At 64.5% G+C, this 26,976-nt stretch carries 25 protein-coding genes; 16 read left to right on the forward strand and 9 right to left on the reverse strand.

Annotation, left to right across the window (positions count from 1 at the left end):
- Window positions 1–108: 108 nt before the first annotated feature.
- The gene (locus BN1263_RS17620; RefSeq protein WP_058982990.1) at window positions 109–387 is read right to left on the reverse strand and encodes a hypothetical protein; all 279 of its coding nucleotides are present in this window, start codon (window positions 385–387) and stop codon (window positions 109–111) included.
- A gap of 177 nt (window positions 388–564) precedes the next feature.
- Here BN1263_RS17620 and BN1263_RS17625 point away from each other — a divergent pair, with 177 nt between their 5' ends.
- The gene (locus tag BN1263_RS17625; protein ID WP_058982992.1) at window positions 565–3,213 is read left to right on the forward strand and encodes an excinuclease ABC subunit UvrA; all 2,649 of its coding nucleotides are present in this window, start codon (window positions 565–567) and stop codon (window positions 3,211–3,213) included.
- 122 nt (window positions 3,214–3,335) lie between these two features.
- On the opposite strand, the gene BN1263_RS17630 is transcribed toward BN1263_RS17625, so the two are convergent.
- Both BN1263_RS17630 and BN1263_RS17635 read right to left on the reverse strand, forming a co-directional pair.
- Window positions 3,336–4,841, reverse strand: coding sequence for a S1 family peptidase (locus tag BN1263_RS17630; RefSeq protein WP_058982994.1), 1,506 nt, complete (start codon window positions 4,839–4,841; stop codon window positions 3,336–3,338).
- 826 nt (window positions 4,842–5,667) lie between these two features.
- Complete coding sequence (locus BN1263_RS17635; RefSeq protein ID WP_058982996.1) at window positions 5,668–6,621, reverse strand: alpha/beta fold hydrolase; 954 nt, start codon at window positions 6,619–6,621, stop codon at window positions 5,668–5,670.
- A 481-nt stretch (window positions 6,622–7,102) separates the two neighbouring features.
- Between BN1263_RS17635 and BN1263_RS17640 the strand changes: the two genes are divergently transcribed.
- Window positions 7,103–8,023, forward strand: coding sequence for an MBL fold metallo-hydrolase (locus BN1263_RS17640; RefSeq protein WP_058982997.1), 921 nt, complete (start codon window positions 7,103–7,105; stop codon window positions 8,021–8,023).
- Window positions 8,024–8,128: 105 nt separating this feature from the next.
- Here BN1263_RS17640 and BN1263_RS17645 read toward each other — a convergent pair whose 3' ends face one another.
- The 3 genes from BN1263_RS17645 to BN1263_RS17655 all read right to left on the reverse strand — a co-directional run bounded on the left by BN1263_RS17645 (window position 8,129) and on the right by BN1263_RS17655 (window position 10,025).
- Window positions 8,129–9,010: an RNA polymerase sigma-70 factor gene (locus tag BN1263_RS17645; RefSeq protein ID WP_058983002.1), complete on the reverse strand. Its 882-nt coding sequence runs from the start codon at window positions 9,008–9,010 to the stop codon at window positions 8,129–8,131.
- 75 nt (window positions 9,011–9,085) lie between these two features.
- A complete protein-coding gene (locus BN1263_RS17650) occupies window positions 9,086–9,490 on the reverse strand; it encodes a cupin domain-containing protein (protein WP_058983004.1) in 405 nt (134 codons plus the stop codon).
- Window positions 9,491–9,545: 55 nt separating this feature from the next.
- Window positions 9,546–10,025 carry a carboxymuconolactone decarboxylase family protein gene (locus BN1263_RS17655; RefSeq protein ID WP_058983006.1) on the reverse strand — a complete coding sequence of 160 codons (480 nt, stop codon included), beginning with the start codon at window positions 10,023–10,025 and terminating at the stop codon, window positions 9,546–9,548.
- Window positions 10,026–10,114: 89 nt separating this feature from the next.
- Here BN1263_RS17655 and BN1263_RS17660 point away from each other — a divergent pair, with 89 nt between their 5' ends.
- The 5 genes from BN1263_RS17660 (at window position 10,115) to BN1263_RS17680 (ending at window position 13,769) form a co-directional block, all read left to right on the forward strand.
- Window positions 10,115–10,423, forward strand: a complete 309-nt coding sequence (locus tag BN1263_RS17660) for a sigma factor-like helix-turn-helix DNA-binding protein (protein WP_058983009.1) — start codon at window positions 10,115–10,117, stop codon at window positions 10,421–10,423.
- Complete coding sequence (locus BN1263_RS17665; protein ID WP_058983010.1) at window positions 10,420–11,451, forward strand: LysR family transcriptional regulator; 1,032 nt, start codon at window positions 10,420–10,422, stop codon at window positions 11,449–11,451. The genes BN1263_RS17660 and BN1263_RS17665 overlap by 4 nt, the downstream gene beginning before the upstream one ends.
- 127 nt (window positions 11,452–11,578) lie before the next feature.
- Complete coding sequence (locus BN1263_RS17670) at window positions 11,579–12,346, forward strand: SDR family oxidoreductase (RefSeq protein WP_058983012.1); 768 nt, start codon at window positions 11,579–11,581, stop codon at window positions 12,344–12,346.
- Between the two features lie 47 nt (window positions 12,347–12,393).
- Window positions 12,394–12,909, forward strand: a complete 516-nt coding sequence (locus BN1263_RS17675) for an OsmC family protein (protein WP_057494771.1) — start codon at window positions 12,394–12,396, stop codon at window positions 12,907–12,909.
- Between the two features lie 128 nt (window positions 12,910–13,037).
- Window positions 13,038–13,769: a hypothetical protein gene (locus BN1263_RS17680; RefSeq protein WP_058983014.1), complete on the forward strand. Its 732-nt coding sequence runs from the start codon at window positions 13,038–13,040 to the stop codon at window positions 13,767–13,769.
- 96 nt (window positions 13,770–13,865) lie between these two features.
- Here the strand turns inward: BN1263_RS17680 and BN1263_RS17685 are convergent, their stop codons facing one another.
- The 3 genes from BN1263_RS17685 to BN1263_RS17695 all read right to left on the reverse strand — a co-directional run bounded on the left by BN1263_RS17685 (window position 13,866) and on the right by BN1263_RS17695 (window position 17,355).
- Window positions 13,866–15,194: a S9 family peptidase gene (locus BN1263_RS17685; protein WP_058983017.1), complete on the reverse strand. Its 1,329-nt coding sequence runs from the start codon at window positions 15,192–15,194 to the stop codon at window positions 13,866–13,868.
- Between the two features lie 701 nt (window positions 15,195–15,895).
- Window positions 15,896–16,048, reverse strand: a complete 153-nt coding sequence (locus BN1263_RS20750; protein WP_186008983.1) for a hypothetical protein — start codon at window positions 16,046–16,048, stop codon at window positions 15,896–15,898.
- A gap of 413 nt (window positions 16,049–16,461) precedes the next feature.
- A complete protein-coding gene (locus BN1263_RS17695) occupies window positions 16,462–17,355 on the reverse strand; it encodes a LysR family transcriptional regulator (RefSeq protein ID WP_058983021.1) in 894 nt (297 codons plus the stop codon).
- 110 nt (window positions 17,356–17,465) lie between these two features.
- On the opposite strand from BN1263_RS17695, the gene BN1263_RS17700 reads away from it, so the two are divergent.
- The 9 genes from BN1263_RS17700 to BN1263_RS17740 all read left to right on the forward strand — a co-directional run bounded on the left by BN1263_RS17700 (window position 17,466) and on the right by BN1263_RS17740 (window position 26,711).
- Entirely contained in the window at window positions 17,466–18,524 is a 1,059-nt protein-coding gene (locus BN1263_RS17700; RefSeq protein WP_058983022.1) for an alpha/beta hydrolase, read from the forward strand.
- Window positions 18,521–19,732 carry an MFS transporter gene (locus tag BN1263_RS17705; protein ID WP_058983024.1) on the forward strand — a complete coding sequence of 404 codons (1,212 nt, stop codon included), beginning with the start codon at window positions 18,521–18,523 and terminating at the stop codon, window positions 19,730–19,732. Before BN1263_RS17700 ends, BN1263_RS17705 begins: the two co-directional genes overlap by 4 nt.
- Window positions 19,729–20,214 (forward strand): cyclophilin-like fold protein, encoded by a 486-nt coding sequence (locus BN1263_RS17710; protein ID WP_080398875.1) that lies wholly within the window; start codon window positions 19,729–19,731, stop codon window positions 20,212–20,214. Before BN1263_RS17705 ends, BN1263_RS17710 begins: the two co-directional genes overlap by 4 nt.
- Before the next feature lie 106 nt (window positions 20,215–20,320).
- Entirely contained in the window at window positions 20,321–20,989 is a 669-nt protein-coding gene (locus BN1263_RS17715; protein ID WP_058983028.1) for a carboxymuconolactone decarboxylase family protein, read from the forward strand.
- A gap of 251 nt (window positions 20,990–21,240) precedes the next feature.
- The gene (gene paoA / locus BN1263_RS17720) at window positions 21,241–21,888 is read left to right on the forward strand and encodes an aldehyde dehydrogenase iron-sulfur subunit PaoA (protein ID WP_058983030.1); all 648 of its coding nucleotides are present in this window, start codon (window positions 21,241–21,243) and stop codon (window positions 21,886–21,888) included.
- Window positions 21,885–22,835, forward strand: a complete 951-nt coding sequence (locus BN1263_RS17725) for an FAD binding domain-containing protein (RefSeq protein WP_058983032.1) — start codon at window positions 21,885–21,887, stop codon at window positions 22,833–22,835. Before paoA ends, BN1263_RS17725 begins: the two co-directional genes overlap by 4 nt.
- Complete coding sequence (gene paoC / locus BN1263_RS17730; protein ID WP_058983034.1) at window positions 22,835–25,039, forward strand: aldehyde oxidoreductase molybdenum-binding subunit PaoC; 2,205 nt, start codon at window positions 22,835–22,837, stop codon at window positions 25,037–25,039. Before BN1263_RS17725 ends, paoC begins: the two co-directional genes overlap by 1 nt.
- An 8-nt stretch (window positions 25,040–25,047) precedes the next feature.
- Window positions 25,048–26,109: an XdhC family protein gene (locus tag BN1263_RS17735; RefSeq protein WP_058983035.1), complete on the forward strand. Its 1,062-nt coding sequence runs from the start codon at window positions 25,048–25,050 to the stop codon at window positions 26,107–26,109.
- Window positions 26,085–26,711, forward strand: a complete 627-nt coding sequence (locus BN1263_RS17740; protein WP_058983038.1) for a nucleotidyltransferase family protein — start codon at window positions 26,085–26,087, stop codon at window positions 26,709–26,711. The genes BN1263_RS17735 and BN1263_RS17740 overlap by 25 nt, the downstream gene beginning before the upstream one ends.
- Window positions 26,712–26,976 lie beyond the last annotated feature (265 nt).

Consider the following 26,976-nt stretch of genomic DNA (forward strand, 5'->3'; position numbering starts at 1 on the left):
TGATCACCACCCCTCAGGTGGCGGGCCCAGCATAGGAGTGCGCTGTGAGCGGCCCCATCAAGGGCGGGGCAACGTGGCGTCAAACCTTCAGGCAACACGCGTTAACAATCAGCAGGGTGGAGGAGCCCGGCGTCGGCCGCGGCGGCGCCACGCCATCACCTGGCCCACCACCGCCGTCAACAGCAGCATCGCATTGGTCACCACGAAGACCACGCTCCCCAGCATCGCGCTGTACACCGTGAACAGCGCAGAAGCGGTCATCTGGCCCGCGAACAACCACCTGGATACGGCTTCCGGGTGGGACGACCGCCACTGCTTCACCATCTGCCGGATCAGGGTTGCCATCAGCACCGCCGTGGCGGCCCAGCCAAGTACGTCGGGGTGCATGAGGGCCTCCGATGTGTGGGCACCCCACGCTAGCCCCTGGCTGGGCAACGCCGTACGAAGGGGAGGTGAAGACAACATCCCGCCTCCGGCGCCCTCGCGCCATTCACTCCGCAGCGGCGACAATGGCCCCGCGGGCGCACCATGCGCGATCCGCCCACCGATTGCAGGAATGCTGAGATGTCCAACACCCCCTTTGGCGAGTCGTCATGTGCTGCCGCAGCAAGCGGCCGCATCGAGGTCCGCGGTGCGCGCGAGCACAACCTGAACAATGTCGATGTCTCCATTCCACGCAATGCGCTGGTGGTGTTCTCCGGCGTGTCGGGGTCCGGCAAGTCCTCGTTGGCCTTCGGCACGGTCTTCGCCGAGGCGCAGCGTCGCTATTTCGAATCCGTCGCGCCCTACGCACGCCGGCTGATCGACCAGGCTGGCGTGCCCGATGTGGATGCCATCGACGGGCTGCCACCGGCGGTCGCCCTGCAGCAGCAGCGCGGTGCCAGCAATGCGCGCTCATCGGTGGGCAGCGTGACCACCCTGTCCAGCCTGGTGCGCATGATGTACTCGCGGGCGGGAGCCTACCCGGCCCACCAGCCCATGCTGTACGCCGAAGACTTCTCGCCCAACACCCCACAGGGTGCCTGCAGCACCTGCCACGGCCTGGGGCACGTCTATGAGGTGACCGAAGCGCTGATGGTGCCGGACCCATCGCTGAGCATCCGCGAGCGCGCCATCGCCTCCTGGCCACCGGCATGGCATGGCCAGAACCTGCGCGACATTCTGGTCACACTGGGCTACGACATCGATGTGCCGTGGAAGAAGCTCCCGAAGAAGGACCGCGACTGGATCCTGTTCACTGAGGAAACCCCGACCGTGCCGGTCTATGCCGGCTTCACGCCCGCCGAGACCCGCGCCGCGCTCAAGCGCAAGCTGGAGCCCAGCTACATGGGCACGTACACCGGCGCACGCCGCTACGTGCTGCACACCTTTGCCAACACCCAGAGCGCGCTGATGCGCAAGCGTGTGTCGCGCTACATGGAAGGCAGGCTGTGCCCCGCCTGCAACGGAAAGCGCCTGAAACCGGAAGCGCTCTCGGTCACCTTCGCCGGCGTGGACATCGGCGAGTTCCTGCGGCTGCCGCTGGACCAGCTGGCGGCGTTGCTCGAGCCCATCGCGCAGGGCGACTTCAGTGCGCACAGCCACGGCGCGCGTACCAGCAGGCGTGCAACGCCCCGCGATCGCGCCAAGCGGGCAGCAAGTGGCCGCGCGACCCACGAAGGCGCCCCCGACGTGCGCCTGACCTCAGCCTTGTCTGAGGAAAAGCGCCTGGCGGCACAACGCCTGGCGGGTGGGGTAATGGCGCGGGTGGCGCAACTGCGCGCGCTCGGCCTGGGCTATCTCTCGCTGGATCGCGCCACGCCCACGCTGTCGGCCGGCGAGCTGCAGCGCCTGCGGTTGGCCACCCAGCTCAGCTCGTTGCTGTTCGGCGTGCTGTACGTGCTGGACGAACCCTCGGCCGGCCTGCATCCGGCCGACAGCCAGGCGCTGTACGACGCGCTGGAACGGCTGCGCGACGGCGGTAACTCGGTGTTTGTCGTTGAACATGATCTGGAGCTGATGCGCCGCGCGCAGTGGCTGGTGGATGTGGGCCCGCAGGCAGGAGAGCATGGCGGACGCGTTCTCTACAGTGGCGAGCCCGATGGCCTGCGCAACGTTCAGGATTCGCGCACGGCGCAGTACCTGTTCGACCGGGTGCCCGCGCCGGCCAGCCGGCAGCGCAATGCCAACAGCTGGCTGGCGCTGAAAGGCATCCATCGCCACAACCTGCACGGTGTGGATGCGCAGGTGCCGTTGGGATTGCTGACTGCAGTGACCGGCATTTCCGGATCGGGCAAATCCAGCCTGATGGCGCAGGCGCTGCCAGAGCTGATACTGCTGCACCTGGGGCACGAGACGGTAGATGACAGCGCCGACAGCGCGCCCACGGATGGACCCACCGTGATCGAAGCCACGCGCGGCCAGCTGGCCGGCGACGTGGACGCCATCCAGCGCTTGGTGCAGGTGGACCAGAAGCCCATCGGCCGCACGCCACGCTCCAACCTGGCTACGTACACGGGCCTGTTCGACCACGTGCGCAAGCTGTTCGCCGCGACACCCGACGCGCGCCGCCGCCGATTCGATGCGGGCCGCTTTTCGTTCAACGTGGCCAAGGGCCGGTGCGAGACCTGCGAAGGCGAGGGTTTCGTCAGCGTCGAACTGCTGTTCATGCCCAGCGTCTATGCGCCGTGCCCCACCTGCCATGGCGCCCGCTACAACGAAGCCACGCTGAAGGTGCAGTGGAACGGCCGCAACATCGCCGAGGTGCTGCAGATGACGGTGGACCAGGCCCATGGCTTCTTCGCCGAGGAAGAGGCCATCGCCCGCCCGCTGCAGTTGCTGCAGGAGATCGGCCTGGGCTACCTGCGGCTGGGCCAGCCGGCCACGGAGCTTTCAGGGGGTGAGGCGCAACGCATCAAGCTGGCCACAGAGCTGCAGCGCAGCCAGCGCGGGCGCACGCTGTACGTGCTGGACGAGCCCACCACCGGCCTGCATGCATCAGACGCTGACAGGCTGCTGGTGCAGCTTCAGCGGCTGGTGGACGCAGGCAACACGGTAGTGATGATCGAGCACGACATGCGTTCTGTCGCACAGGCGGACTGGGTGATTGATGTCGGGCCTGGCGCAGGCAGCGCGGGCGGCACCATCGTGGCGGCTGGCACGCCGCTACAGGTGGCCCGCGCCAAGGGCAGCAGGACCGCGCCGTTCCTTGCGCGCGAGCTGGCTCCACTGTAGAGCCGAGCCATGCTCGGCTAGCGCTCTCCAATACACAGCGCCACATCACCACAATCAGACACCTTGTCAGTGAGCATCTGCGGCACCCGATCCATCCGGCACATCAGCCAGCACCTGTGAGCCTATGGGCAATCAGGACATCCACTGCAGTGCAGGTTGTACTCAACTGGATCGGCAGTGATTCCTGATGCGTCTTTCAGCGTGACCCGCTCCCTCCAGGTGAGAGGCGGCGGTGGGATGACGGGAGGCGGGTAGAGCACGATGGGATAGAAGCAGGTCCATGTGTAGCTGAGCGGGGAGGGCATCTTGTCCGGCAACGTTTCCATCGCGGGTTCGCAGGGCCCGCTCGGACACACGGGGCGCTCCAGTGTCAACTCTATTGGGAACTTGGGAACCCCCTTGTACGCAACCGGAACGGAAAATGGCCTGAAATAATTCTCTGTACGATCTGCGATGCCGGTAATTTTGAAGGCCTCCGTCAATACGGAAACGCCAAGCACTGAAACCCGCTCGATGGGCATGTAGAACAGGTCATTCTCAAATCCCGTGTCTTCACCGCCCCTGCCGTGAATAACGCCGACCGCCGCATTGTTCGAAAAGACCGGCCCACCGCTGTCACCTTCGACGCTGAGAGGGCCTGGGGAAAGGTTGCGCGCACGGATGTACCTGCCAATGGCTCCATTATGATTGGACCTTGAGTTCATATCTTCAATGGTCCCGCATGCGTAGTGGCCATGAATTCCACTCTTGCAGATCACATCCCCCACATGCATCGAACTGGAGGGGAGCGTGCTGGTTATTTCGAGCGTCTGCGACGGGCCATTGATCAGGGTGATTTCATTTTTCTGTGCGTGGCGTGGGCCTCTGGGCGGCTCCTTGTGCCACTGGACATCGTAGTCGCCTACGTTCTGCTCGCTCTGGAAAACGAGAGGCGCGGTAATGCCCTGATAGGTCAACGTATTGTCACAGTGACCGGCCGTGAGGACGCCGAGCTCGCGATCTGCGTCGAAGACGTTGAAGCCCGTGGTGCAATTGAAAGCAGTACCGGTCAGCTTATGGCCGCCGGAGATGGCGGTAGTGATCGTAAAGCCTTTCACTTGCTTGATCGATATGAAATCAACAGCGCCCAGCAGCGGCCGGAGTGCACGCCTAGCGGCCGCCTCATCCTTCACGTAAAAGGTCACAATGGACCGCTTGATATCGACTCCCGACTCGAACCCAACCTTCTTTGCGAGAAGCTGGGCCTCCGCCTCGGCCTGGGTCGCCAAGAGCATCTCGAACGATTGAGAGGACGTGCGGCCGGTAAAAACAGGATCCTGCGTGTACTTTGCCAGGGTCTCTCTCGGCTTCTTTGTGAACAGCACTACGATTTTGAATTCTGGCTTGTGCTCAACGTACAAGCCACCAAACGTGTCCGGCTCAGACGTCTGAATCCTGGCTTCCAGCGCTGCCGCAGAGATCGATTTCATCGATCTGTATTTTGCTTCGGCCTCAGATACATTGAAAGTTCGCGAGTAGGTGTGTGCCGTGGGGTTGCCAGTTATCGGCTGGCCATGCAGGGAGAACGCGAACGCACCGAGGGCGGACAATGCCAGGGCGCGAATGGATTTCGTGCGCAGATGGATCATGGCTGCTCCTTTGCCTGACGCATCAAGTGAATCGTCATGAGTGGGCCCGTGCAGCCGGCCGGGATGCTCGCAGCGAGACTCGAACGGAGCAGTTCGCTGCCATGCCCCCCTCCGAATGGTGCAACGAGCCCGAATTCCATTATTCCGCCAGATCGTACGTCCTGCACCCCTATGGGAGCACCTCCTTTCATGGCCAGCGTGTAGCCATGTGGCCATGCTGCAAGATATGCCGTGCCACCTGGGTCCACGAAGTAGACACAACCATTGATTGGTTTCAGCACCCCCCTGAGCAGTCCCGTTGCAAGGACCCTGCTTTGGGCAGGCGAGAGCGTGACAAGTACCAGTGCTCGGGCATCCTTGGCGCTTGCCGACGGGGCCGCGGATGCGCCGCAGGTAGCCATCAGAAAAAGTAGAGCCGACAGCATTGCTGAAGAGCTGCCAGAGACCATGCACATCCCCCACCTCCATGTCACAACCGGTAGTTGCACCGCCTGGAATCAAATCGCAGTATCGCCAATTAAGTTGCAGCGGATCTGAAGGTATTGACTTTCCCTGTCATCAACTGTGACCACCTTCACGAACGTGCATTTTCGGGCTGCCCTCTCCATCCCTGTAGCGCGGATTTCTCATGCGAAGCAGGGGTGGGGCATTGCCGGCAGAAACCGAGGTTCTGGCATTACCATTTTCAAGCCCTTGCAGCCGGACCTGGATGAATCCCGCACCTTCCGAATCCGCGCAGGGCTGAGTCTGGCCTGGAACGGGCGCGCGCCAGGGCAGACACTCTGGTATGGGATTGGCTCCGGCGCAGTGCCGGAGCCCCTGCCACTCACTTTTCCTGCAGGAACGCCAGCAGATCCTGGTTGACCTTGTCCTTGTGGGTGTCGGTCAGGCCGTGCGGCGCACCCGGGTAGACAATCAGCCTGGCGCCCTTGATCAGCTTTGCCGATTGGCGGCCGGAGATATCGATCGGCACGATCTGGTCGTCGTCACCGTGGATCACCAGCGTTGGCACATCGAACTTCTTCAGGTCCGCGCGGAAGTCGGTGGCCGAGAACGCAGCGATCGAATCGTAGGTGTTCTTGTGGCCGCCCTGCATGCCCTGCGCCCACCACGCATCGATCAGTCCCTGCGACACCTTCGCGCCGGGGCGGTTGAAGCCATAGAACGGGCCCGACGGAATGTCGCGGTACAGCTGCGCGCGGTTCTCCATCTGTGCCTTGCGGATGCCATCGAATACTTCGATCGGCAGGCCGTTGGGGTTGTCGGCGGTCTTCAGCATGAACGGCGGTACCGAGCTGATCAGCACGGCCTTCTTCACCCGCCCGGTGCCATGCCGCCCGATGTAGCGCGCCACTTCGCCGCCACCGGTGGAGAAGCCCACCAGGGTCACATCGTGCAGGTCCAGCGTATTGATCACCGCGGCCAGGTCATCGGCGTAGTGATCCATGTCGTTGCCGTCCCACGGCTGGCTGGAACGGCCGTGGCCGCGACGGTCGTGCGCGATCACGCGGTAGCCATGGTCGGCCAGGAAGATCATCTGCGATTCCCAGCTGTCCGAATTCAACGGCCAGCCATGGCTGAAGGTCACGACCGGGCCGTCCTTCGGGCCCCAGTCCTTGTAGTACAGCTGCACGCCGTCGGCGGTGGTGATGTAGCTGGCGGTGCGCGCGATGGCGGTGACCGGAACCGGCTTGGCCGGTTCGGCGGCCTGCGCGGACAGGCCGGCCTGGACCGAGAGGGCGAGGGCGGCAACCGCCAGCGTACGGGCGAAGGTGTTCATGCGGGAACTCTCATGGGCGGGTGGTGAGACGTACTTTGCGCCTGCAATCAGGAGCCAGGGATATGACAAGTCCGAATTTCTTGATAGATCGTCCTGAGTGCACGGATCCACAGTGGGGTCGACTGGATGATCATCCGAAGCTGCCCGACCTGGGCCTGCGCGCTACCGAACGAGCCAGAGGCGCTTGCAATGGTGGCATTGCAGCCGGTTCCGCATTGCTTCCCGGAACGCAACATGACGTACCCCTTCACGGCGCTACCGCACCTGCGGCGTACTGCCTAGGCTGATCCCACACGGCACCTGCCGTGTTCCGGGCCCATTGCCCGCGCAGTGGCCCGTCTTCCCATGAACTCCGCAGCGCTGGCCTGCCAAGCAACCGTGCCCTGGCGATGTCACTGCCTGCGCCATGGGCAAGCGCCCGGATTCGTTCGCGCCAGCCTTGCATTGCTGCCTGCCAAATGGCTCTTCGTGGAGATCCCTCATGTTCAGTATGGAAAACACCGCCGCGCCCATTGCCCCTGCCCTCGATGAACTGGTGCCCTCGCGCTACGCCCTGAAAGTGGGCGACGTCGAAGTGCTGGTGATCAGCGATGGCGTCCTGCCGTTGCCCACCCAGATGCTCGGCCACAACGTACCGGCGGCCGACCGTGCCGAATGGTTCGAAGAGATGTACCTGCCGCAGGATGCCTTCGACTGGGCATTGAACGTGATGGTGGTGCACAGCGGGGATCGCACCATTCTCATCGATGCCGGCCTGGGCATGGACCCGGACCTGCAGCTGCCGCGCGCCGGCCAGCTGATCCGTCGCCTTGGTGCTGCCGGTATCAACCTGGGCGAAATCACCGATGTGGTGATCACCCACATGCACATGGACCACGTCGGCGGGCTGCTGGTTGAAGGTGTGAAGGAACAGCTGCGCCCGGACCTGAAGATCCACGTGGCCGCAGCGGAGGTGGAGTTCTGGAAGTCGCCGGACTTCAGCCGCACCAACATGCCGCAGGGTTTCCCCGATGCGCTACGCGCCACGGCCAAGCACTTCTGGGCCGAGTACAGCAGCTATGTGCACACCTTCCAGGACGAACAGCAGATCGCCCCTGGCGTGACGGCCCGCCGTACCGGTGGGCATACCCCGGGCCACTGCGTGGTGCGCGTGGCGTCTGCGGGGCACGCCTTGACCTTCGCCGGTGACGCGGTATTCGCGGTCGGCTTCGACCAGCCGAACTGGCACAACGGTTTTGAGCACGACCCGGAGGAATCCGCACGCGTACGCATCGCTCTGCTGAAGGAACTGGCCGGCACCGGCGAAATGCTGGTGGCTACGCATCTTCCGTTCCCGTCAGTGGGCCGGGTGTCGCTGGAGGGCGAGACGTTCCGCTGGGTGCCGGTGTTCTGGGACTTCTGATCGGATAAAGCGCAAGCAGGGGTTTTCGACGGGGCGCATCGGCGCCCCGCTCGAATCCCGCAAGGGCGAGGCCGACAACGGACGCCATCCACACCTGGCGTGGAACTATTGGATGGCGGTAGGGCGAGCCAACCGCTGCAGCTTGTGCGGGTTGCGCTGCACCAGGACCTGCGTGATCCGCTCGCCATCGGTCTCGAAGGCCATCGCCGCCTCCAGAACGCCATCGAAATAGCGCAGCAGTCCCAGCCGTCCGTTGAGCATGGCCGGCACCATCCGCAATTGCGCGCTGCGCCGCAGGTGCGGGGCATACAGGAGCTGGGCAATGCGTGCGCCGCCGAGCATCGGCCCGGGAAAGCTCGTGACGATACCGCCGCCGTCACCCACCAGCTCGGCCGATTCGGCCATCAACGCCTTCATCGTGCGGAAATCTCCACTGGATGCAGCCTCGGCGAAGCGGCGCAGCAGTTTCTGGTGCACGTCCTGCGGGACGTTGTAGCGCGGACGCTCCTGCCTGAGCTGCTGGCGTGCGCGATGCACGATCTGCCGGCAGGCGGCTTCCGTCTTGTCCAGTGTGCGCGCGACCACCGCATAATCCTGATCGAACACATCGTGCAGCAGGAAAGCCGCACGCGCATCCGGGGCCAACCGTTCCAGCACACTGAGGAAAGCGACCGACAGATCGCTGGCGGTTTCCAGCACGTACTCGGGCGTGGCGGTGTCATCGGTCAGCAGCGGCTCGGGCAACCACATGCCCACATAGTGTTCGCGCGCATGCCGGGCCAGGCGCAGGCCATCAATGGCGCGACGGGTGGTGGCCGCCACCAGCCAGGCTTCCGGATTCTCGATCTGTGACTGGTCGGCGCCATGCCAGCGCAGCCAGACATCCTGCACCACGTCTTCGGCTTCGTGCGAAGACCCAAGCATGCGGTAGGCCACGCCGAACAGGCGTGGGCGGAGGCGTGAGAACAGCGCAGTGGATTCGTCCATGCCAGCGTAGACGGGACAGGTCCCCGGATTGTGACACCCGGGAACCTGTCGTTGGTGCCAGCGCCGGACGTGCGATCAGTGCGGCGGCAGCACCGCCGGCTTGCCGATGTCCTTGATCAGGAACACCACGAACTTCGCCGGCTCGGTGGCGCTGGCGTTGCGGCCTACGGTGTGCAGATCGGCCGGGCCCTCATGGAAGGCTTCGCCCGGGCCAAGGGTGACTTCCTTGCCGCCGGCCACACCCATCACGATCCGCCCTTCCAGGACATAGACGAAGCCATGGGCATCGTGGCGGTGGACAGGATCGGCGCCACCCGGCGGGTACTCCACGGTAAGGATCAGCGCTTCCTTGCCGGGCTGCTCCGGCAGGGCGCGGGTCATCACCTCGCGCACCCGGGGCTCGGGCGCTGCAGAGGGTGGGGTGGTGGCAGCGCCGCACAGTGGCAGCAGCGCAAACAGGGCCAGAACAGGACGACGCATGGCAGGTCTCCAAAGCGGTGGAGGAGGGCCGCTGCATGGGGCAGCGGCGGAAGGGTCAGGCCAGGCCGGCCTTGTCCAGGCCAAAGGCCGTATCCAGGGTGCCGGGCGTGGTACGGAAGGCCACATTGGCACGGTTCCAGGCGTTGATCGCCATCACCGCGTGGGTGAGGTCGACCATTTCCTGATCGGACAGCTGGCCGCGCACGCGCGCGTACAGCTCGTCGGGCACACCCTGCGCCGGCAGCTGGGTCAGTACTTCAGTCCAGGCCAGGCAGGCGCGCTCGCGCGGGCTGAACAGCGTTGATTCACGCCATGCCGCCAGGTGATGCAGGCGCAGCGGGCGCTCACCACGCACGGTGGCCTCCTTCACGTGCATGTCCAGGCAGAAGCCACAGCCGTTGAGCTGCGACGCACGGATGTTGACCAGATCGATGATGGCCCCTTCGATCGAGGCGGTGTGGGCGGCATGCGAGTACAGGCCGAGCTTCTTGAACAGTTCGGGGGATTGCGCGGCGTAATCCAGGCGTGCGGTCATGGTGTGTTCCTGTAGCGTGTGAAGGGCACAGCGAGGCTAGGCCTGCATTCGCAATGCCGGTAGGCGGGGGCCGGGCCGCACGCTGTTGCATGAAAAACACCAATGTCCTGTCACAGCGGCCGATGCTCGGCCGTCTGCCGGGCATGGACACCTCATCGCACCTGCGCACCGCATCGCGCCCTGCAAGCGAACAGGTCTGGCAGGCCTTCCTCGCCGCATTGCGCGAACTGCCGCCCGATGCACGTGCGGTGCTGTTGCTGCACGACGTGCTGGGTGCCGGATTCGAGGACATCGTGCCCCTGCTGGGGCTCGATCTTGCCGCGTGCAGGCAACGGTTGGCGCTGGCGCGGAGCCACCTGCACGCACAACGTGCCCGCCTGGAACCAGGCCACCCATGAACGCCCCAACGCCCCGCGCGGCCAGCGACAGCCACGATGCGCTCAATGCGTCCTTCTCCACCAGCTACGCCGGCGTGCTGGCCTTCATTGCAGTGGCCTCCGAGGGCAGTTTCGCGCGCGCGGCCGATCGCCTCGGCATCGGCCGCTCGGCCGTCAGCCGCAGCGTGCAGAAGCTGGAAAGCCAGCTGGGCGTGCGGTTGTTCCTGCGCACCACGCGCTCGACCACGCTGACCCGGGAAGGCGAGCTGTTCCTGGAGGGCTGCAACCCGGGCGTGACCTGCATCCTGCAGGCGCTGGAGGAAATGCGCGACCTGCGCGAGGGTCCGCCGCGCGGGCACCTGCGCATCAGTGCCAGCCACGGCTTCGGCCGGCGGGTGATCGCCCCCTTGCTGGCCGCATTCCGCGCCGAGTACCCGCAGGTCTCTGTAGAACTGCTGCTGGACGAGCAGGCCCCCGACCTGGCCGGTGACCGCATCGACGTGGCGTTTCGCGACGGCCTGCTGGAAGACAGCCAAGTGATCGCCAAGCAGCTGGTGCCGATGCAGCTGGTCGTATGTGTTTCACCAGCGTACGTGCAGGCGTACGGTCTACCGGTGTCGGTGGATGCGCTGTCCACACATGCCTGCATCGGGCGGCGCCTGCCGGGCGGACGCATGCAGCCCTGGGAATTCCGTGTCGACGGTGCCGAAGTGCACCTGCAGCCGCCGGCCACACTGGTGTTCAATGATGCCGACCTGGTCCTGCAGGCCGTCATCGACGGGCTCGGAATCGCCCAGCTGCCCAGCTATCAGGTGCGTGAAGCGCTGTGGGCGGGCAGGGTGGTGACCTGCCTGGATCGGCATGCGCCGCTCGATCGCGGCCACTACCTGTGCTACCTCAGCCGCCGCCAGCTGCCCAAGCGCGTGCGGGCCTTCATCGACTTCAGCACGCAGCGGGTGCGCGCGCTCGAGCTGGATGTGATCTCGCACTGGGAAGCACGCCAGCAGGGCGCCGCTCTAAAGCCAGGCGCACAGCCTGCCTTGGCCTGAGCGTACTGGTGCGTGCCGGGCAACAGTGCGCGGCCCGTCACGTACATACTGCCTCGCGCCCGCGCTACCTACGATGCCTGCACCCGGCCACACCCCAGTAGCCCTTTCACATTCCAGGAGACATGCAATGAAGTTCCTCGTCATCGGTGGTACCGGCCGCATCGGCAGCAGGGTGGTGGAGCGCCTGCGCGTAGCCGGGCATGAGATCGTGGTGGCAGCGCCCTCGACCGGGGTGGATGTGCTGACCGGTGAAGGTCTGGATGCCGCCATGGACGGCGTCGACGTGGTGGTGGACCTGGCCAACTCGCCCTCGTTCGAAGATGCGGCAGTGCTTTCGTTCTTCGTGACCGCTGGCCACAACATACTTGCGGCCGCTATCCGTGCCGGCGTACATCACCACGTTGCGCTTTCCGTCGTAGGCACCGACATGCTGGCAGCCAGTGGCTATTTCCGCGGCAAGATCGCCCAGGAGCGGCTGATCCGCGACTCGGGCCTGCCGTACACCATCATCCATTCCACGCAGTTCTTCGAGTTCTTGCCGGGCATCATCCAGTCCGCCGGCGATGGGGAGACCCTGCGGCTGCCGGCCGCCGACGTGCAGCCGATTGCCGCCGAGGATGTTGCCGAAGCGGTGGCACGCATCGCGCAGCAGCCGCCGGCCAATGGCGTGCTGGAAATCGCCGGGCCGCAGCGTAGCGCGATGGCGGATCTGGCCAGGCAGTATCTGCAAATGACGGGTGATTCCCGGCAGGTCGTTGCGGATGCCCAGGCGCTGTACTTCGGCGCGCCGCTGCAGATCGACACGCTGGTGCCGGTCGGACACGCGTGGCTGGGGCAGGTCGATTTCGACGCCTGGCTGCAGCAGTCCGGGCTGTTGCAGCGGCAGCCTGCCTGAGCGGCGAATCGATCGCCTGCCGCAGCTGCGCCTGATGGAGCCGCGCAATGACCGAGCTGAAGCCTCCTTCGCCCGCCATGCTGGACCGTTACCAGGGCGACGACGTGAAGCCGCTGTACACCGGCCGCGTGCGGGTGAGCGGTGGCCAGGCCCAGCACGGGCGGGCGTCCGGCGTCGTGCGGTCGGACGACGGTGCACTGGCGGTGGACCTGCGCCTGCCGCCGGAACTCGGCGGGCCTGGCGGCGGCGCCAATCCCGAGCAGCTGCTGGCCGCGAGCTACGCCGGCTGCTTTCATGGCGCTCTGGTGCTAGTGGCCGCGCGTGCTGGCCTGCTGCTGCATAACCCCAGCATCGAAGTGGCGGTCACCTTCGCCCGTGATCCGGCAGATGGGCTGTACCTGCTGTCGGCCGAGATCGTGGTACATCTTCCCGGCATGGATGAGAACCTGGCCTGCGAACTCGTTCGCAACACCGAACGCGTCTGCCCATACGCCAAGATGTTCCATCGCGGCGTCAGCCATGTGGTGCATGTTCGGGTCGGCCCGCAGGCTCCGCCTCTGTAGAATCGAGCCACGCTCGACTCCGGGAAGGTCCTGGCCCTGACGATTACACGGCTAGGCCGTATTCCGCCACAACCCAGCTCGGCTACGAGGGTGGCGCCGGCAACCTGGCCGGTGGGGCAGGGGATGCAATGGACATGCAGGCAGGGGGCGAATTCGATCCGTCGGCAAAGACCGATTCGCAGGAACTGACATTCCACTGGCTCTACCAGCGGGTGCAGGGACTGGTTGAGCACAGCATCTACCCCAAGGCGGGCAGGGTGGAGACGTGGGCGTTTCGCATCGGCGTGGGTGCGGCGATCATCGGCATTCTCATGGGTCAGCTTCCGGATCGATGGCTGCCTCTTGGCGTAGTGCTCCAGGTGGTTGTTGCCTGCCTGGCAATCGAAATCGGTGGGTTCATTGTCGGTGGCGTCCTGGCCGCCCGCAGGGGCATTCGCCAGTTCAGCCAGCCGCGGCTCTCGCACGCCCGGGAGATGGATGAAGACTTCGCTCACTGGCAAGCGGTGGTGACCGAGCTTCGCGGATTCCCGCGCGTCCAGCGCGAGCGGCGACTCAAGTTCGTCAGCACATTGCGCACAAACATGATGGAGCGCATGGGCATGATGTATGGGGGCCTGCAGCGGCTTGGGCCATTTCCGCTGCTGATTGCCCTCTACCTGCAGTTCCGCGGATGGAAATGGGGCGACTGGGCGGGCGCTTTTGATGTTGGATTGCTGGGCGCACTACTGATCTTCGCCATGGTGCTGCTGTACGTGCTGGGCTGGATGCTGATCGGCTTGCGTACCCGGCTGGATACCTACGTCGCCCTGCTTGAAGGGTCCATCCACGAACCCGAGCCCGCGCAGCCAACGCCGTTGTAGAGCCGAGCCACGCTTGGCTACTGTGCGCCGGATCGCGCCCCGTCAGGCACCTCACCAGCAACAACCCGCAGCATCCGATCCATCCAGACTCGTCGACTACGTCAACGTTGTCTCCTGGGCCACTTCCTTCCCCTGTTCTTGTTCTGCTTTTCGAGCGCGGTTTAGGAATCGGACGATGCGCTGGTGGTAGTCGCGACGATGGCTGGGTCGGCCTGTGGCTGCCAACGAATGGGTGCCTCCCGGGTATACGACCATCTGCACCGGTTGCCTCGATCTACATGCCAGGCCAGCCATGAGCTCTTCACACTGTCCCGTAGGGCAACGCTGATCTTCCGCTCCGTTGAGCAACAGTACTGGTCCTCTGGCGGACGACACATGGGACAGAGGAGAAAGTCTGCGGTAGCGGTCAGGGCACGCGTCCGGTTGGCCATCCATCGCATACGGGGTGACGTAGTAGCCCGAATCTGAGGTGCCGGCATGTGACTGCATGTTGGCCACGGGCGCGCTGACCACGGCCGCCGAGAAGGTGTCGCTGTGGCATATTGCCCAAGCGCTGAGAAAACCCCCGTAGGATTTCCCTGCACAGGCCACCGTTTCGCCAGCGATCCCCTCCAGGCGCAGCTGCTCAACGATGGATTCGACTTGAGGGAGGTCCAGTTCGCCCCACCGACCGATCAGACGCTTCTCGAAGTCCTTGCCGTATCCGTTTGAACCGACCGGATTGGGCGCCACCACGGTCCAGCCTTCCGCCACTGCCTGATAAACGTAGACGTGCGCAGCGAAGTCCATAAGTGCAACGCTGTGGGGGCCGCCATGGAAATCTACCAAGAGGGGTAACGGGCCCTTCTGCTGCTTTGTAGGCTGTAGAATCCAAGCGTCCACGGACTCCGCCGACCCGTTCCCACTCGGCACCTCAAAGGAGCGCAGGGTGCAGGACACCGGCAGGGTCGCGCTTAACTCTGTATTGAGCGAAGTCAGGCGGCGACGTTCTGCTTCCGGTGCCCACGCTGAGAGGTAGAGTTCGTCCAGCTGTGTGTAGCTAGATGCACCGAGCACCAACGATTCACCGCATGGACGCATCGTTGAAACCTGGTCCTGATGTGCCGGAAGCAAATAGTGTTCTCCGGATTCGAGAGCGACAACGGCCACTTCAAAGCAGCCTCGATGCGTGATCACGGTGGCAATTGATCGGCCATCGGGGGCCCACGCAATCTGCATGCCTTCCAAAGTGAAGGGCAGGACGGGGCCAACCACGCCTTCCTCGTGGGACCAGATGTAGAGAAACGTCGCTGAGTCGCCTTCCCGCTTGTTGCCGGCAAATGCAAGGCGCGACCCATCCGGTGACCAGCACACGCTGGCCACAGTCGCAAAGTCCGCGGTGATCTGCCCATGGTTCGATTCTGGCCCAACCAGCCACAGGTTCACGCGATGACGAAGGCAACCAGAAGATGTTCGTGCATAGGCCAACGTTCGTCCGTCTGGCGACCAAGCTCCCGACCGCACGTCGTAATCTCCTGCTGTCAGGGGAAGCGGCCTCGTGCAGCCTTGTGCGTCCAAGGAGAACAAATGGGTTCGGGTGCCGACTGTATACCCCGTTCCATCCAGCTTGTAGGGCAAGTGGTTGATTACCAGTGGGCGCTGAGCATGCGCGGCATCATCGTCGGGGTCCTCGGCATGGGGAAGGGAGACCAAGGCAAGGAGGCGACGGCCGTCGGGGTGCCATTGCAGGAGACTGGATACATTCAACTCGGACACACCCGCCAGCGCTTGAGCCTCCCCGCCAGTGGTGCGAATCAAATGGGGTTCTGGGCGACCGGCCGAGCCGCGGCTGGATAGGAAGGCGATTGATTGACCGTCGGGGCTTAGCTGCGGGGAGCTGACACCCCCCTGGGACGCCAGCAACACCGGGGCGACTGAACCGGCAGAGGGGGTAAACCAGAGCGAGGACCGATAGTCGTCTGTCCCAGCGTCAGGCGCAGACACTACGTAGGCAAGGCCCGCATTTCGGTGGTGCGAAGACAAAAAAAGCACCTTTCGGTGCTTGAAGAGGCTATCAATCGAGAAGTTCATGGCACCCTCCACCAGATTGGGAAAGGGCGGGTCAGTCGACCCGCCCCCGGCGTAACTCAGCGCTGATTGCGCTCGTTGCGCTGTTCCTGCTGGTTCTGCTCATTGCGCTCGTTGCGCTGTTCCTGCTGATTCTGCTCATTGCGCTCATTGCGCTGATCCTGGTTCTGCTGGTTCTGCTGGTTCTGCTGGTTCTGATTGTTCTGTGCCATGTCGATCTCCGGTAGCACCAAGGAACATCCTCGGCTGCGGGCTCAACATGCGCCGGCGCAGCCTGAAGCGGCGTGTGCCTTCTGTCACCGCAGCGTGACTGACTTGCCCGTCGCTTTGACAAGCTCTAGATGCGGCTGGTGCCAAAGGTCTAGCCCTCAACCCTGTATTTGCTCCTTCCTAATCCCCCATGGCTGGCAATCCCGAGAAGGCACCCCACCCCCGCCAGCTGAGGCTCTCCCGATATGGCGGATTAGCGCCCCGTCCCATGTTCCAAGATCGCTCCATGCCCTGATGATGATTGGTCACAGTGGGACTAGTGGTCAGTACTGATCAGGGATGTTCATCGGGAAAAGGCGGGTGCCGATTTCCAGCCCATACAGGACACTTAAGGGGAACTACACTGCGGCCCGCTTCACCTATCCAGCTTCAACCACGCAACCAGTGCCGCAAATGCGGGTGATGGCTGCCGACGGTTCGGGTAGTAAAGGTGATAGCCGGGGAAGGGGACGCACCACCTGTCCAGCACTGCCACCAACCTGCCTTGCGCGATGTGCTCGGCCACCAGCGGTTCCGGTGCATATGCCAAGCCCAAGCCATCCAGTGCGGCATTGATAACGTGGGTCATGCTGTTGAAGACCAACGGCCCGTCGCCGCGCACGGTGAATTCCTTGCCCTTCTCTTCGAACTCCCACGCATAGATGGCACCGTTTGGGCGATGTCGGATGTGGATGCAGCGGTGGCGCGTAATGTCGGCAGGCTTCTTCGGCTTCGGAAACTTCTCGAAGTAGTCGGGTGAGCCCACCACGACCAGACGCCAATCGGGGCCGACCCTGACAGCAACCATGTCCTTGCTCAGTGCCTCTCCGAGCCGGATGCCCGCATCGAAGCGCTGCTCCACCACATTGGTAAAGCCGTAATCTACGTAGAACTCAAGCGTAATGTCCGGGTATGCATCCAGGAATCCGGCAAGCCGCGGACGGATGATGGTCTCCATGGAATCATCCGTGCAGGAGATTCGTAGCGTTCCAGCTGGGCGGTCGCGCAGGTCACCCAGCGCCTCCACGCTGGCACCGATGGCCTCGAAATGTGGTGCGATGGAGCGCATCAGGCGCTCGCCCGCTTCAGTGGGAGAGACATTGCGCGTGGTCCGCGCGAGCAGGCGAATTCCCAGGCGCTCTTCCAGCAGGCGCATCGAATGGCTCAGCGCAGAGGGCGTTACCCCAAGACGAACGGCCGCCTTGGTGAAACTCTGCTCCTGCGCCACTACCAGGAACGCTTGCAGGTCATGGGTCTTCACGGTGCTCATGGGTCAATTGTGAGCGCAACTCAGTAATGCATCAACTTTCAACCGGCTTATCGATATAGGGGCTGGGGCCTATCGTGGCGACCCGAGTCCCCAACCGAGGCCATACGCCGATGAAACGCACCACGCTATTACTGGCGCTGCTCGCCAGCCTCTACGTTCCAGCTTCGGCCATGGCCGCTGACGCACCGGTGCCGGCCCCGCCCCATGGATCCGACAACTTCTACCGCAGCCCCACGGTCAAGGGGGAGCGCGTGAGCTTCCACAACCAGTACCAGATGCAGGTGATGGGTACGCTTTACCGCCCTCAATGCCTGCCCGACGGCAGCCGCGCCCCCGCAGTGGTAGTTGGCCACCCGATGGGCGCAGTGAAGGAGCAGAGTTCCCTGCTCTACGCGCAGAAGCTGGCCGAGCAGGGCTTCGTCACGCTAGCGATCGATCTTTCCTTCTGGGGCGAGAGTGGCGGCGCACCGCGACACCTGGTGGCGCCGGAAATCTATTCGGACGACATCAGTGCGGCCGTGGATTTCCTGAGCACGCAGTCCTTTGTCGATCCGGACCGCATCGGCGGCCTGGGCATCTGTGGCAGCGGCAGCTTTGTGATCAGCGCCGCCAGGATCGATCCACGCATCAAGGCCATCGCCACGGTCAGCATGTACGACATGGGCGCGGCAGCACGGCAGGGGCTGAACAGTGGCCAGTCGCTGGAGCAGCGGAAGGCGGTGATCCAGGCCGCAACAGACCAGCGTCTGGCCGAATTCAAGGGCGGACCGCCGGTGTTCGTGCCTGGCACCGTGAACCACCTCGATGCTGACACGCCCGCCATCCAGCGTGAGTTCTTCGACTTCTACCGCACCCCGCGCGGCGCCTATACGCCAAAGGGTGACAAGGCCGAACTGACAACCCAGCCGCTCTTCAGCAGCCTGGTCAAATTCATGAACTTCTATCCCTTCAACGACATTGAGACGATCTCGCCCCGGCCAATGCTCTTCGTCTCCGGCGACGTCGCGCATTCCCGCGAGTTCAGCGAAGACGCCTACCGAAGGGCAGGGCAGCCGAAGGAGATCTACTGGGTGAAGGGTGCTGGCCACGTGGATCTGTACGACCGCATCCAGCTGATTCCCTTTGACAAGCTGGCCACGTTCTTCCAGCGCGGCCTGGCCGGGAAATGAGCCGCACCGACGCCCTCGCACATCGCGCCAACTGGGGCGGCGTGCTCGCAATGACGCTGTGCGTCTTCGCGTTGATCGCCTCGGAATTCATGCCGGTGAGCCTGCTCACTCCCTTGGCAGCAGACCTGGACGTGAGCGAAGGCCTTGCCGGCTACGGTATTGCCATTTCGGGTGTATTTGCAGTGTTGACCAGCCTGTCGATCTCGCGATTGGCGGGTAGCGTGAACCGCCGAACGTTGCTGTTGACTCTCACGGCGTTGATGGCGGTGTCGGGACTGGTGGTGGCGCTGGCCCAGAACTATCCGGTCTACATGACAGGCCGTGCGCTGATCGGCGTAGTGATCGGCGGCTTCTGGTCATTGTCTGCCGCAACCGCGATGCGGCTGGTACCGGAGGCCGAGGTCCAGCGAGCCTTGGCGATATTCAACAGTGGCAACGCCCTTGCAACGGTCATTGCGGCGCCACTGGGCAGCTATCTCGGCAGCATGATCGGATGGCGCGGCGCATTCCTCTGTCTTCTGCCGGTGGCAGCTGTCGCCCTGGCTTGGCAGTGGATTTGTCTGCCGTCCATGGAAGCGGAGGAAGGCCGATCACACAGCGGAGTCGTCGTGTTGCTGCGGCGACGCGTGGTGGCACTGGGCATGATGGCCTGCGCTGCGTTCTTCATGGGGCAGTTTGCCCTGTTCACTTACGTGCGGCCGTTCCTGGAGCGGGTCACGCATGCTGGGGTACCTGCTGTTCCGTGGGTTCTGCTGGCGATCGGAGTGAGCGGTTTCGTGGGCACACTTGCCATCGGGGCATTCATCAGGCGCGGACTCTACCGCACGCTGGTGATTGTTCCCGCGCTCATGGCGCTGATTGCCGTCACTCTGGTTCCACTCGGGCCCCATCTTTGGCCGACCGCCGCACTGCTCTCGGCGTGGGGTCTGCTGGCAACCTCCGCACCGGTCGGCTGGTGGAGCTGGCTGGCGCGCACCTTCACCGACAACGCCGAGGCCGGCGGCGGGCTGATGGTTGCGGTGGTGCAGTGCTCCATCGCGCTGGGCGCCACCCTCGGCGGACTGCTGTTCGACAGCCTTGGCTTTGCCAGTACGTTCCTGGCCAGTGCGGGCATCCTGTTGCTTGCCGCGCTGCTTGCCTACGCCACTGCGGCTGAAGAGATGCACACGTCAGCCGCGGGGATTGCCACACAGGCCCGGAGACGATGACGCGCCTCACTTCCATAGCGGCGAAGCTGCTCGTGCTCCTTGTTGCTTTTGGGGCGGTAGCAGCTTGCTCAGCCGCGCCCGATCATCCAGCCGTGGCTGCCGCCAGAACTGAGGCCAATCAGGAGATTCATCCCATGAAAATTCGACTGATCATCAATGATCAAGTGCTGTCAGCCACCCTGGAGGACAGCCTTCCTGCACGCGAGTTCATTGCTCAGTTGCCGCTGACCCTACAACTTGAAGACTACGCCGCGACTGAGAAGATTGCGCAGCTGCCGCGCAGTCTGAACGTGGAGGGCGAGCCGGAGGGAATCACGCCCGTGGCAGGTGATATGGCCTTCTATGCGCCTTGGGGAAACCTGGCGATTTTTCACAGGCCTTTTGGCTATTCAAAGGGTCTCGTAAGGCTGGGTCGCATCGAAGGAGGGCTGCAGCTCCTTCGCAAGACCGGGGCCGTAGAGGTCCGCATTGAGTCGTTCTAGAGGCTGGCTGCCCATCTTGGGGCCCAGCCTTCTTGCCAATCTGCTGGTCGCGGCGACGCTTGCTGCCGTTCCTGGTCAGATGGCTTTCGCACACGAAGGAATAGCGATGCACACCAAATCAAATCAAGCCCCCACAACTGAACTGGATCCGCGCCGGAAAGCCATCATTCCGATCGGCGCCTTCGCAGCGGCCGGCGACTTGGATGGCCTTCGTCAGGCGTTGAACCAGGGCCTGGACGCGGGATTGAGTTTGGCCGAAACGCGAGAGCTCCTGATGCAGCTCTACGCTTATGCGGGGTTTCCTCGGAGCCTGAACGCGTTGAGCGAACTGATGAAGGTGGCGGATGCGCGTAGACAGCAGGGCATCCAGGATCACGCCGGCCGCGAGCCCCGCAAGCCGATTCCCACAGGCGATGCCTTGCTCGCTGCAGGCACGGCAAACCAGACCAGGCTGGCCGGCGCTCCTGTCTCAGGGCCTTTGTTCGATTTTGCCCCGCAAGCAAATCAATACCTCCGTACGCACCTCTTCGGCGACATCTTCGAGCGCGACAATCTTGATTGGCAAAGCCGCGAATTGGCTACGGTCAGCATGCTGGCCGCCATGTACGGGGTGGAGCCCCAATTGCAGTCCCACATTGGAATCAGCATGAACATCGGCCTGCGGCCGGGGCAGCTATACGATCTGGCCGATGTGCTTGAGGAGCGCGTCAGCCTCGAGGCTGCCGAACGTGTTCGCGTCGCGATTCAACGTCAGCTTGAGGTTCGAAAAGAATGATGGTCGGGAAAGTGCTCCTTCGGCTGCCTTCGAGTTTTGAGATTAGGGATGTTTACCGGGTCGGGTAGTAGAGCTGGTAGCCGAGGAAGGCCAGTAGGCTCGGCCGATGATGCCGGCGCGCCTCCGACCGACTTCACAGACCTGTACCCCGCAGATGGGCATAGTGGCCCTTGGGTAGTGTGAGCGCGTCCATCCAGCCACGGGATTTTCCCGAACGCCAGGAGGTCACTGTGCCAAGTTGTGATGAAGGAATGAAGTTGACGCGTCGCCAGGTGATCGCCGGCGGCGTCACGACCGTGGCAATGTCCGCCGCACCGGGGGCGTCATCGCTCGCCGCCGAACTGGCGACGCCACCGCCGCCCAGGCCGCCGGTCATCAACACGGTGGCCTTCACCATCAACGGCAAGCGGCGGGAGCTTGAACTCGACACCCGGACCACGCTGCTCGATGCCCTGCGCGAACATCTGAAGCTGACCGGGACCAAGAAGGGCTGCGATCACGGTCAATGCGGTGCCTGTACCGTGCTGGTCAACGGTGAGCGCATCAACGCTTGCCTCAGCTTGGCGGTGCAGCACCAGGGCGATGCCATCACCACCATCGAAGGCCTCGGCACCCCCGATGACCTGCATCCGATGCAGGCCGCCTTCATCAAGCATGACGGCTACCAGTGCGGGTATTGCACGCCGGGGCAGATCTGCTCGGCGGTGGCGGTACTGGACGAGATCAAGCGGGGTGTCCCCAGCCATGTACAGGCAGACGTCAGTGCACGGCCCCGGGCCACCAACATGGAGATGCGCGAACGCATGAGCGGCAACCTCTGCCGCTGCGGAGCCTATTCCAACATTGCCGAGGCGATGGAAGAGGTTGCTGGCGTGACCTCTGCAGGGAGGCGCTCATGAGGGCCTTCAGTTACGAACGCGCCAAATCCCCGGCCGAGGCCGCCAAGGCCGTCGCCGGTATCGAGGGCGCGAAGTTCCTGGCCGGAGGGACCAATCTGCTCGACCTGATGAAGCTGGAGGTCGAGACGCCAGCGCACCTGGTCGATGTGCAGGACATCGGCCTGGACAGGATCGAACCCACCGACGACGGCGGCCTGCGCATCGGCACGCTGGTCACCAATACCGCGCTGGCCTCGCATGAGCGCGTGCGCCGCGACTACGCGGTGCTGACCCGCGCGATCGTGGCAGGCGCTTCCGGGCAGTTGCGCAACAAAGCCACTACCGGCGGCAACCTGCTGCAGCGCACGCGCTGCCCGTATTTCTACGATCCCAATCTGCCCTGCAACAAGCGCCTGCCCGGATCAGGCTGCGGCGCACTCGAGGGGTTCTCCCGGCAGATGGGCGTGATCGGCACCTCGGACAGCTGCATCGCGACCTATCCGGGCGACATGGCGGTGGCCCTGCGGGTGCTGGACGCCTCGATCCAGACCGTCAGGGGTGACGGCAGTACGCGCAGCATCCCGATTGCCGATTTCCATCGCTCCCCCGGCGACAAGCCGCAGCAGGACAACGTGCTGCAGCGCGGTGAGCTGATCACCCACGTCACGCTGCCACAACCCCTGGGCGGTCGGCACGTGTACCACAAGGTACGTGACCGCGCGTCCTATGCGTTCGCACTGGTGTCGGTCGCCGCGGTCGTGCAGCGAGACGGCTCGGCGCGGTTCGCCTTCGGTGGGGTCGCGCCGAAACCGTGGCGCGTCGAGGCAGCCGAACCGCTGCTGCGCGATGGTGTAAAGGCCGCGACCCGGCAGGTGTTCGCCGGTGCCCGTCCGACGCCGGAGAACGCGTTCAAGATCGCGCTCGCCGAGCGCACTCTCGCAGCCGTGCTGGTGGAAGGAGAGCGCTGATGCCCCTTGAATTCAACGCCCCCGCCGGCGACAACCTGTTCGACAAGGCCAAGGTCGTCGGCAAGTCGACGCCGCGCATCGACGGTCCACGCAAGACCACCGGTACCGCCCCCTATGCCTACGAGCGCCATGACGTGGCGCCGAACCAGGCCTACGGCTACATCGTCGGTGCGGGCATCGGCAAGGGGCGCATCATTTCGATGGATGCCTCCCGCGCACGTGCCGCGCCCGGCGTACTGGCGGTCATCACCGCACCGGAAACCAAGCCGGTCGGCACATCGAACTGGAACAATGCACCGTTGTTCGGCGGAGCCGAGGTGGCGCACTACCATCAGGCCATCGCCTGCGTGGTGGCAGAGACCTTCGAGCAGGCCCGCGCCGCCGCGGCGCTGATCCGCACCCGCTACGAGCGCAGCAAGGGCCGCTTCGATTTCCCCGCTCTGGCACCAACCGCGCCGCTGGCAAAGGGGCGTGACGGCAAGCCCGACCGGCAGGCGTTGGGCGATTTCGACACCGCCTACGCGAGCGCCGCGGTCAAGCTCGACGAGACTTACCACACCTCCGACGAAAGTCATTCGATGATGGAGCCGCACGCCACCATCGCCGCCTGGGAGGGTGACACGCTCACGCTGTGGACGGCGAACCAGATGGTCGACTGGGCCAGGCAGGGCATCGCGGCGATCCTTGGCATCGATCCTGCCAAGGTGCGTGTGGACTCCCCCTATATCGGCGGCGGCTTCGGCGGCAAGCTGTTCATCCGTGCCGACGCGGTACTGGCCGCGCTGGCGGCCAAGCAGGTCGGGCGGCCGGTGAAGATCGCGCTGCAACGCCCGTTGATGCCCAACAACACCACGCACCGGCACGCCACCCTCCAGCGCGTGCGGATCGGCTGCGGAAAGGATGGCCGGATCTCCGCCATCGCCCATGAGAACTGGTCGGGCAACATCAACGGCGAGGACGGCGAGAACGGCACCCTGCAGACGCCCAAGCTCTATGCAGGCGCCAACCGCCTGGTGGCCAACTACATCGCCACGCTCGACATGCCCGAAGGCAATGCGATGCGCGCACCGGGCGAAGCACCGGGCCACATGGCGCTGGAAGTTGCGATGGACGAAATGGCCGAGAAGCTGGGCCTCGACCCGATCGCGTTCCGCATCCTCAACGAGCCCGAGGTAGTACCCGGCGATCCGTCCAAGAAGTTCTCCGACCGCAACCTGGTGCGCTGCCTGCGCGAAGGCGCGGAGCGCTTCAATTGGAACAAGCGCAACCCCAGGCCGGCGCAGGTCAGGGAAGGGGACTGGCTGGTCGGTATGGGCGTGTCTGCGGGCTATCGCGGCGCACCGACGATGAAGTCGGCGGCGCGGGTCCGGCTTGACGGCCAGGGCGGGGTGATTGTCGAGACCGACATGACCGACATCGGCACCGGCTCCTACACGATCATCGCGCAGACGGCAGCCGAGACCATGGGCGTGCCGCTGGAGCGGGTCCAGGTGACCCTCGGCGACTCCCGTCATCCCGCCTCCGCTGGTTCCGGCGGCCAGTGGGGCGCGGCAAGCTCCACCGCAGGCGTGTACGCGGCGTGCGTCAGCCTGCGCCGCAAGGTGGGCGAGAAACTCGGCTTCGACGGCGACACCGCAAACTTCGCCAATGGCCGCATCCAGGCGGGTGGGCGGACGATCAAGCTGGCGGAGGCGGGCACACTGTCGGCGGAGGACGGCATTGCCTTCGGCGACTTCAAGCAAGGCTACGACGTCGGCACCTATGCAGGGCATTTCTGCGAGGTTGCCGTGCATGCCTATACGGGAGAGACGCGCATTCGCCGCATGCTTGCCGTATGCGATGGCGGCCGGATCCTCAATCCGCTGTCTGCACGCAGCCAGGTCATCGGCGGGATGGTGATGGGTGCAGGCGCGACCCTGATGGAGGAGCTGGTGGTCGACAAACGGCTGGGCTTGTTCATCAACCACGACCTGGCCGGCTACGAGGTTCCCGTGCACGCCGACATCCCGTACCAGGAAGTGGTCTTCCTCGACACGCTGGATCCGGTGATCTCGCCGATGAAGGCCAAGGGCGTAGGTGAACTGGGCATCTGCGGGGTTGGCGCCGCGATCGCCAATGCGATCTACAACGCAACCGGCGTGCGCGTGCGCAGCTATCCCATCACCTTGGACAAGCTGTTGCCCGGCTTGCCCGACATAGGTTGACGTTGCGCATGGACCGACCCGTAGCCTCGCCCACTCTGGAGGTCTCCGCCGCAGGCGGAGGGGAGCCCGGCGATCTTGCCGAGGACCTGTCCGCAGCGCCGGGCTTCCTCGCCGAAGGCAGCCCGCGCGGCGTACTCGAGACGGCCTTGACGCGCTTGCGCGCGGGGGAGCACGCCGTGCTCGCGCTGGTGCTGGAAACCGATGGCTCCACCTACGCCGGTGCCGGCGACATGGTGCTGTTCTGCAACGGCAGCCAGGTCGGCTGGCTGAGCGGCGGATGCCTGGAGCCCGAGCTCGCGCGACGCGCGGAGCAGGTGAGCGCGGCAGGGCGGGTCGACTGGATCGAGATCGACACCCGCAGTGACGACGACCTGTTGAGCGGGTCCGCGCTCGGCTGCCGCGGCCGGCTGCGAATTGCGCTTCTGCCGTTGCGTGCCATGTCCGGCCTCGACGACGTCATCGAGGCCTGGTTGCGCGAGGGTGTGTCACTCCAGCGCGACCTTCGCACGTCGGGGCAGGTCGTTTTCCGCGCCGGCCATCGCGAGCAGGCATGGCAGCTGCATCCGATGGACGGGGCGCAGTCCTTTGGCGAGGGCGCATGGCATTTGCCGTTGCTCCGGCTTCCGCGGGTCCTGGTGTTGGGGGGCGGTCCCGAAACGCCCTTCCTGGTTCCGTTGCTGCGGGGCCTGGGGTGGCGGGTCAGCGTGGCCGAACGGCGAGCGCGCTGGGCCTCTGCCGGGCAGTGCGCGGATGCGCATCTTCAGGCCAGCCCGGCCGAGGCCCTTCATGACGACCCGTGCGACGCGGCACTGGTGATGCATCACGACTTCGAACTGGACCGGGAGGCGCTGGTGGCCCTGGCTGATACCAAAGTCGCGTTCATTGGACTGCTGGGTCCGCGTCGAAGGCGCGAGGACCTGTTCAAGCTGCTGACACCGGATCAGCGCCACTGCCTTTCCCCGAGACTTCAATCACCGGTCGGCCTGAACATCGGCGGCCGAGGGCCCGAGGCAATTTCGCTCAGCATCGCCGCGCAGCTGCAGCAATGGCGAAGCGCGCACGGCAGGTGACTGACGCGCATGCGGTCGTCGTGCTGGCTGCCGGCGGGAGCACCCGACTTGGCCAGCCCAAGCAGCTTCTGACCCGGCAGGGCGAAACCCTGGTACATCGCGTGGCGCGGTTGGCGCGGGAGCTCGCGCCAGCGCAGGTCCTAGTCGTAGTGGGCGCGAAGGCACAGGCCGTGACATCCAGCATTGCCGGGCTGGAGGCCACTCCGGTAACCAACCCCCACTGGGAACGCGGCCTGGCGAGCAGTCTGCAGGTTGCCGGCGCACACCTGCTGCCCACGGTGACCGCGGTGATGGTCGTGGCATGCGACCAGCCCGCAATCGAGCGCTCCCATCTGCAGGCGCTGCTTTCGGGTGCCCGCGCCTCGGCGTCAGGGTGCGCTGGCACGCGTCATGGAGACGCGCTTGGCATTCCTGCAGTAGTGCCGCGTGCATGGTTCACCTCTGTCGGTGCAACCGGTGACCGCGGCTTCGGAGCGCGCCTGCGGCAACTTCCCGTCGATACGGTGCATGTCCTACAGGCACCGGAACTGGGCCTGGATATCGATACGCCAGAAGATCTTGCGCGTTCGCGCGATGCGGGCTGGATCGATGCCGGGAGGTGACTCGCATGATCACTAGGCCAATGCCTGTCGCGCAGGTGACGAGCGGCAGAGCTGGAGCCCGAACCCTCGCTGCCCGCAGCCCTGTGGAGTCGAGCCATGCTCGACTACGGCACGCCACATCGCGCCCCATCAGGCACATCACCAGCAAGAATCTGCAGCACCCGATCCAACAGAACAGGCTCCGGCACGCCAGCCAGTACCTGCTCCAGGTAATCCAACGGCTCCAACTGCCATTGGAGGAGCGCCCGCAACCGAACAACGGCGG

It is taken from the genome of Stenotrophomonas thermophila (genome assembly GCF_001499715.1).
Lineage (GTDB): Bacteria > Pseudomonadota > Gammaproteobacteria > Xanthomonadales > Xanthomonadaceae > Stenotrophomonas > Stenotrophomonas hibiscicola.

Excerpts from the sequence above, each read along its gene's own strand:
- BN1263_RS17620 (WP_058982990.1), bottom strand. The coding sequence starts at position 387 with ATGCACCCCGACGTACTTGGCTGGGCCGCCACGGCGGTGCTGATGGCA.
- BN1263_RS17625 (WP_058982992.1), top strand. The coding sequence starts at position 565 with ATGTCCAACACCCCCTTTGGCGAGTCGTCATGTGCTGCCGCAGCAAGC.
- BN1263_RS17630 (WP_058982994.1), bottom strand. The coding sequence starts at position 4,841 with ATGATCCATCTGCGCACGAAATCCATTCGCGCCCTGGCATTGTCCGCC.
- BN1263_RS17635 (WP_058982996.1), bottom strand. The coding sequence starts at position 6,621 with ATGAACACCTTCGCCCGTACGCTGGCGGTTGCCGCCCTCGCCCTCTCG.
- BN1263_RS17640 (WP_058982997.1), top strand. The coding sequence starts at position 7,103 with ATGTTCAGTATGGAAAACACCGCCGCGCCCATTGCCCCTGCCCTCGAT.
- BN1263_RS17645 (WP_058983002.1), bottom strand. The coding sequence starts at position 9,010 with ATGGACGAATCCACTGCGCTGTTCTCACGCCTCCGCCCACGCCTGTTC.
- BN1263_RS17650 (WP_058983004.1), bottom strand. The coding sequence starts at position 9,490 with ATGCGTCGTCCTGTTCTGGCCCTGTTTGCGCTGCTGCCACTGTGCGGC.
- BN1263_RS17655 (WP_058983006.1), bottom strand. The coding sequence starts at position 10,025 with ATGACCGCACGCCTGGATTACGCCGCGCAATCCCCCGAACTGTTCAAG.
- BN1263_RS17660 (WP_058983009.1), top strand. The coding sequence starts at position 10,115 with ATGAAAAACACCAATGTCCTGTCACAGCGGCCGATGCTCGGCCGTCTG.
- BN1263_RS17665 (WP_058983010.1), top strand. The coding sequence starts at position 10,420 with ATGAACGCCCCAACGCCCCGCGCGGCCAGCGACAGCCACGATGCGCTC.
- BN1263_RS17670 (WP_058983012.1), top strand. The coding sequence starts at position 11,579 with ATGAAGTTCCTCGTCATCGGTGGTACCGGCCGCATCGGCAGCAGGGTG.
- BN1263_RS17675 (WP_057494771.1), top strand. The coding sequence starts at position 12,394 with ATGACCGAGCTGAAGCCTCCTTCGCCCGCCATGCTGGACCGTTACCAG.
- BN1263_RS17680 (WP_058983014.1), top strand. The coding sequence starts at position 13,038 with ATGGACATGCAGGCAGGGGGCGAATTCGATCCGTCGGCAAAGACCGAT.
- BN1263_RS20750 (WP_186008983.1), bottom strand. The coding sequence starts at position 16,048 with ATGGCACAGAACAATCAGAACCAGCAGAACCAGCAGAACCAGCAGAAC.
- BN1263_RS17695 (WP_058983021.1), bottom strand. The coding sequence starts at position 17,355 with ATGAGCACCGTGAAGACCCATGACCTGCAAGCGTTCCTGGTAGTGGCG.
- BN1263_RS17700 (WP_058983022.1), top strand. The coding sequence starts at position 17,466 with ATGAAACGCACCACGCTATTACTGGCGCTGCTCGCCAGCCTCTACGTT.
- BN1263_RS17705 (WP_058983024.1), top strand. The coding sequence starts at position 18,521 with ATGAGCCGCACCGACGCCCTCGCACATCGCGCCAACTGGGGCGGCGTG.
- BN1263_RS17710 (WP_080398875.1), top strand. The coding sequence starts at position 19,729 with ATGACGCGCCTCACTTCCATAGCGGCGAAGCTGCTCGTGCTCCTTGTT.
- BN1263_RS17715 (WP_058983028.1), top strand. The coding sequence starts at position 20,321 with ATGCACACCAAATCAAATCAAGCCCCCACAACTGAACTGGATCCGCGC.
- paoA (WP_058983030.1), top strand. The coding sequence starts at position 21,241 with ATGAAGTTGACGCGTCGCCAGGTGATCGCCGGCGGCGTCACGACCGTG.
- BN1263_RS17725 (WP_058983032.1), top strand. The coding sequence starts at position 21,885 with ATGAGGGCCTTCAGTTACGAACGCGCCAAATCCCCGGCCGAGGCCGCC.
- paoC (WP_058983034.1), top strand. The coding sequence starts at position 22,835 with ATGCCCCTTGAATTCAACGCCCCCGCCGGCGACAACCTGTTCGACAAG.
- BN1263_RS17735 (WP_058983035.1), top strand. The coding sequence starts at position 25,048 with ATGGACCGACCCGTAGCCTCGCCCACTCTGGAGGTCTCCGCCGCAGGC.
- BN1263_RS17740 (WP_058983038.1), top strand. The coding sequence starts at position 26,085 with ATGGCGAAGCGCGCACGGCAGGTGACTGACGCGCATGCGGTCGTCGTG.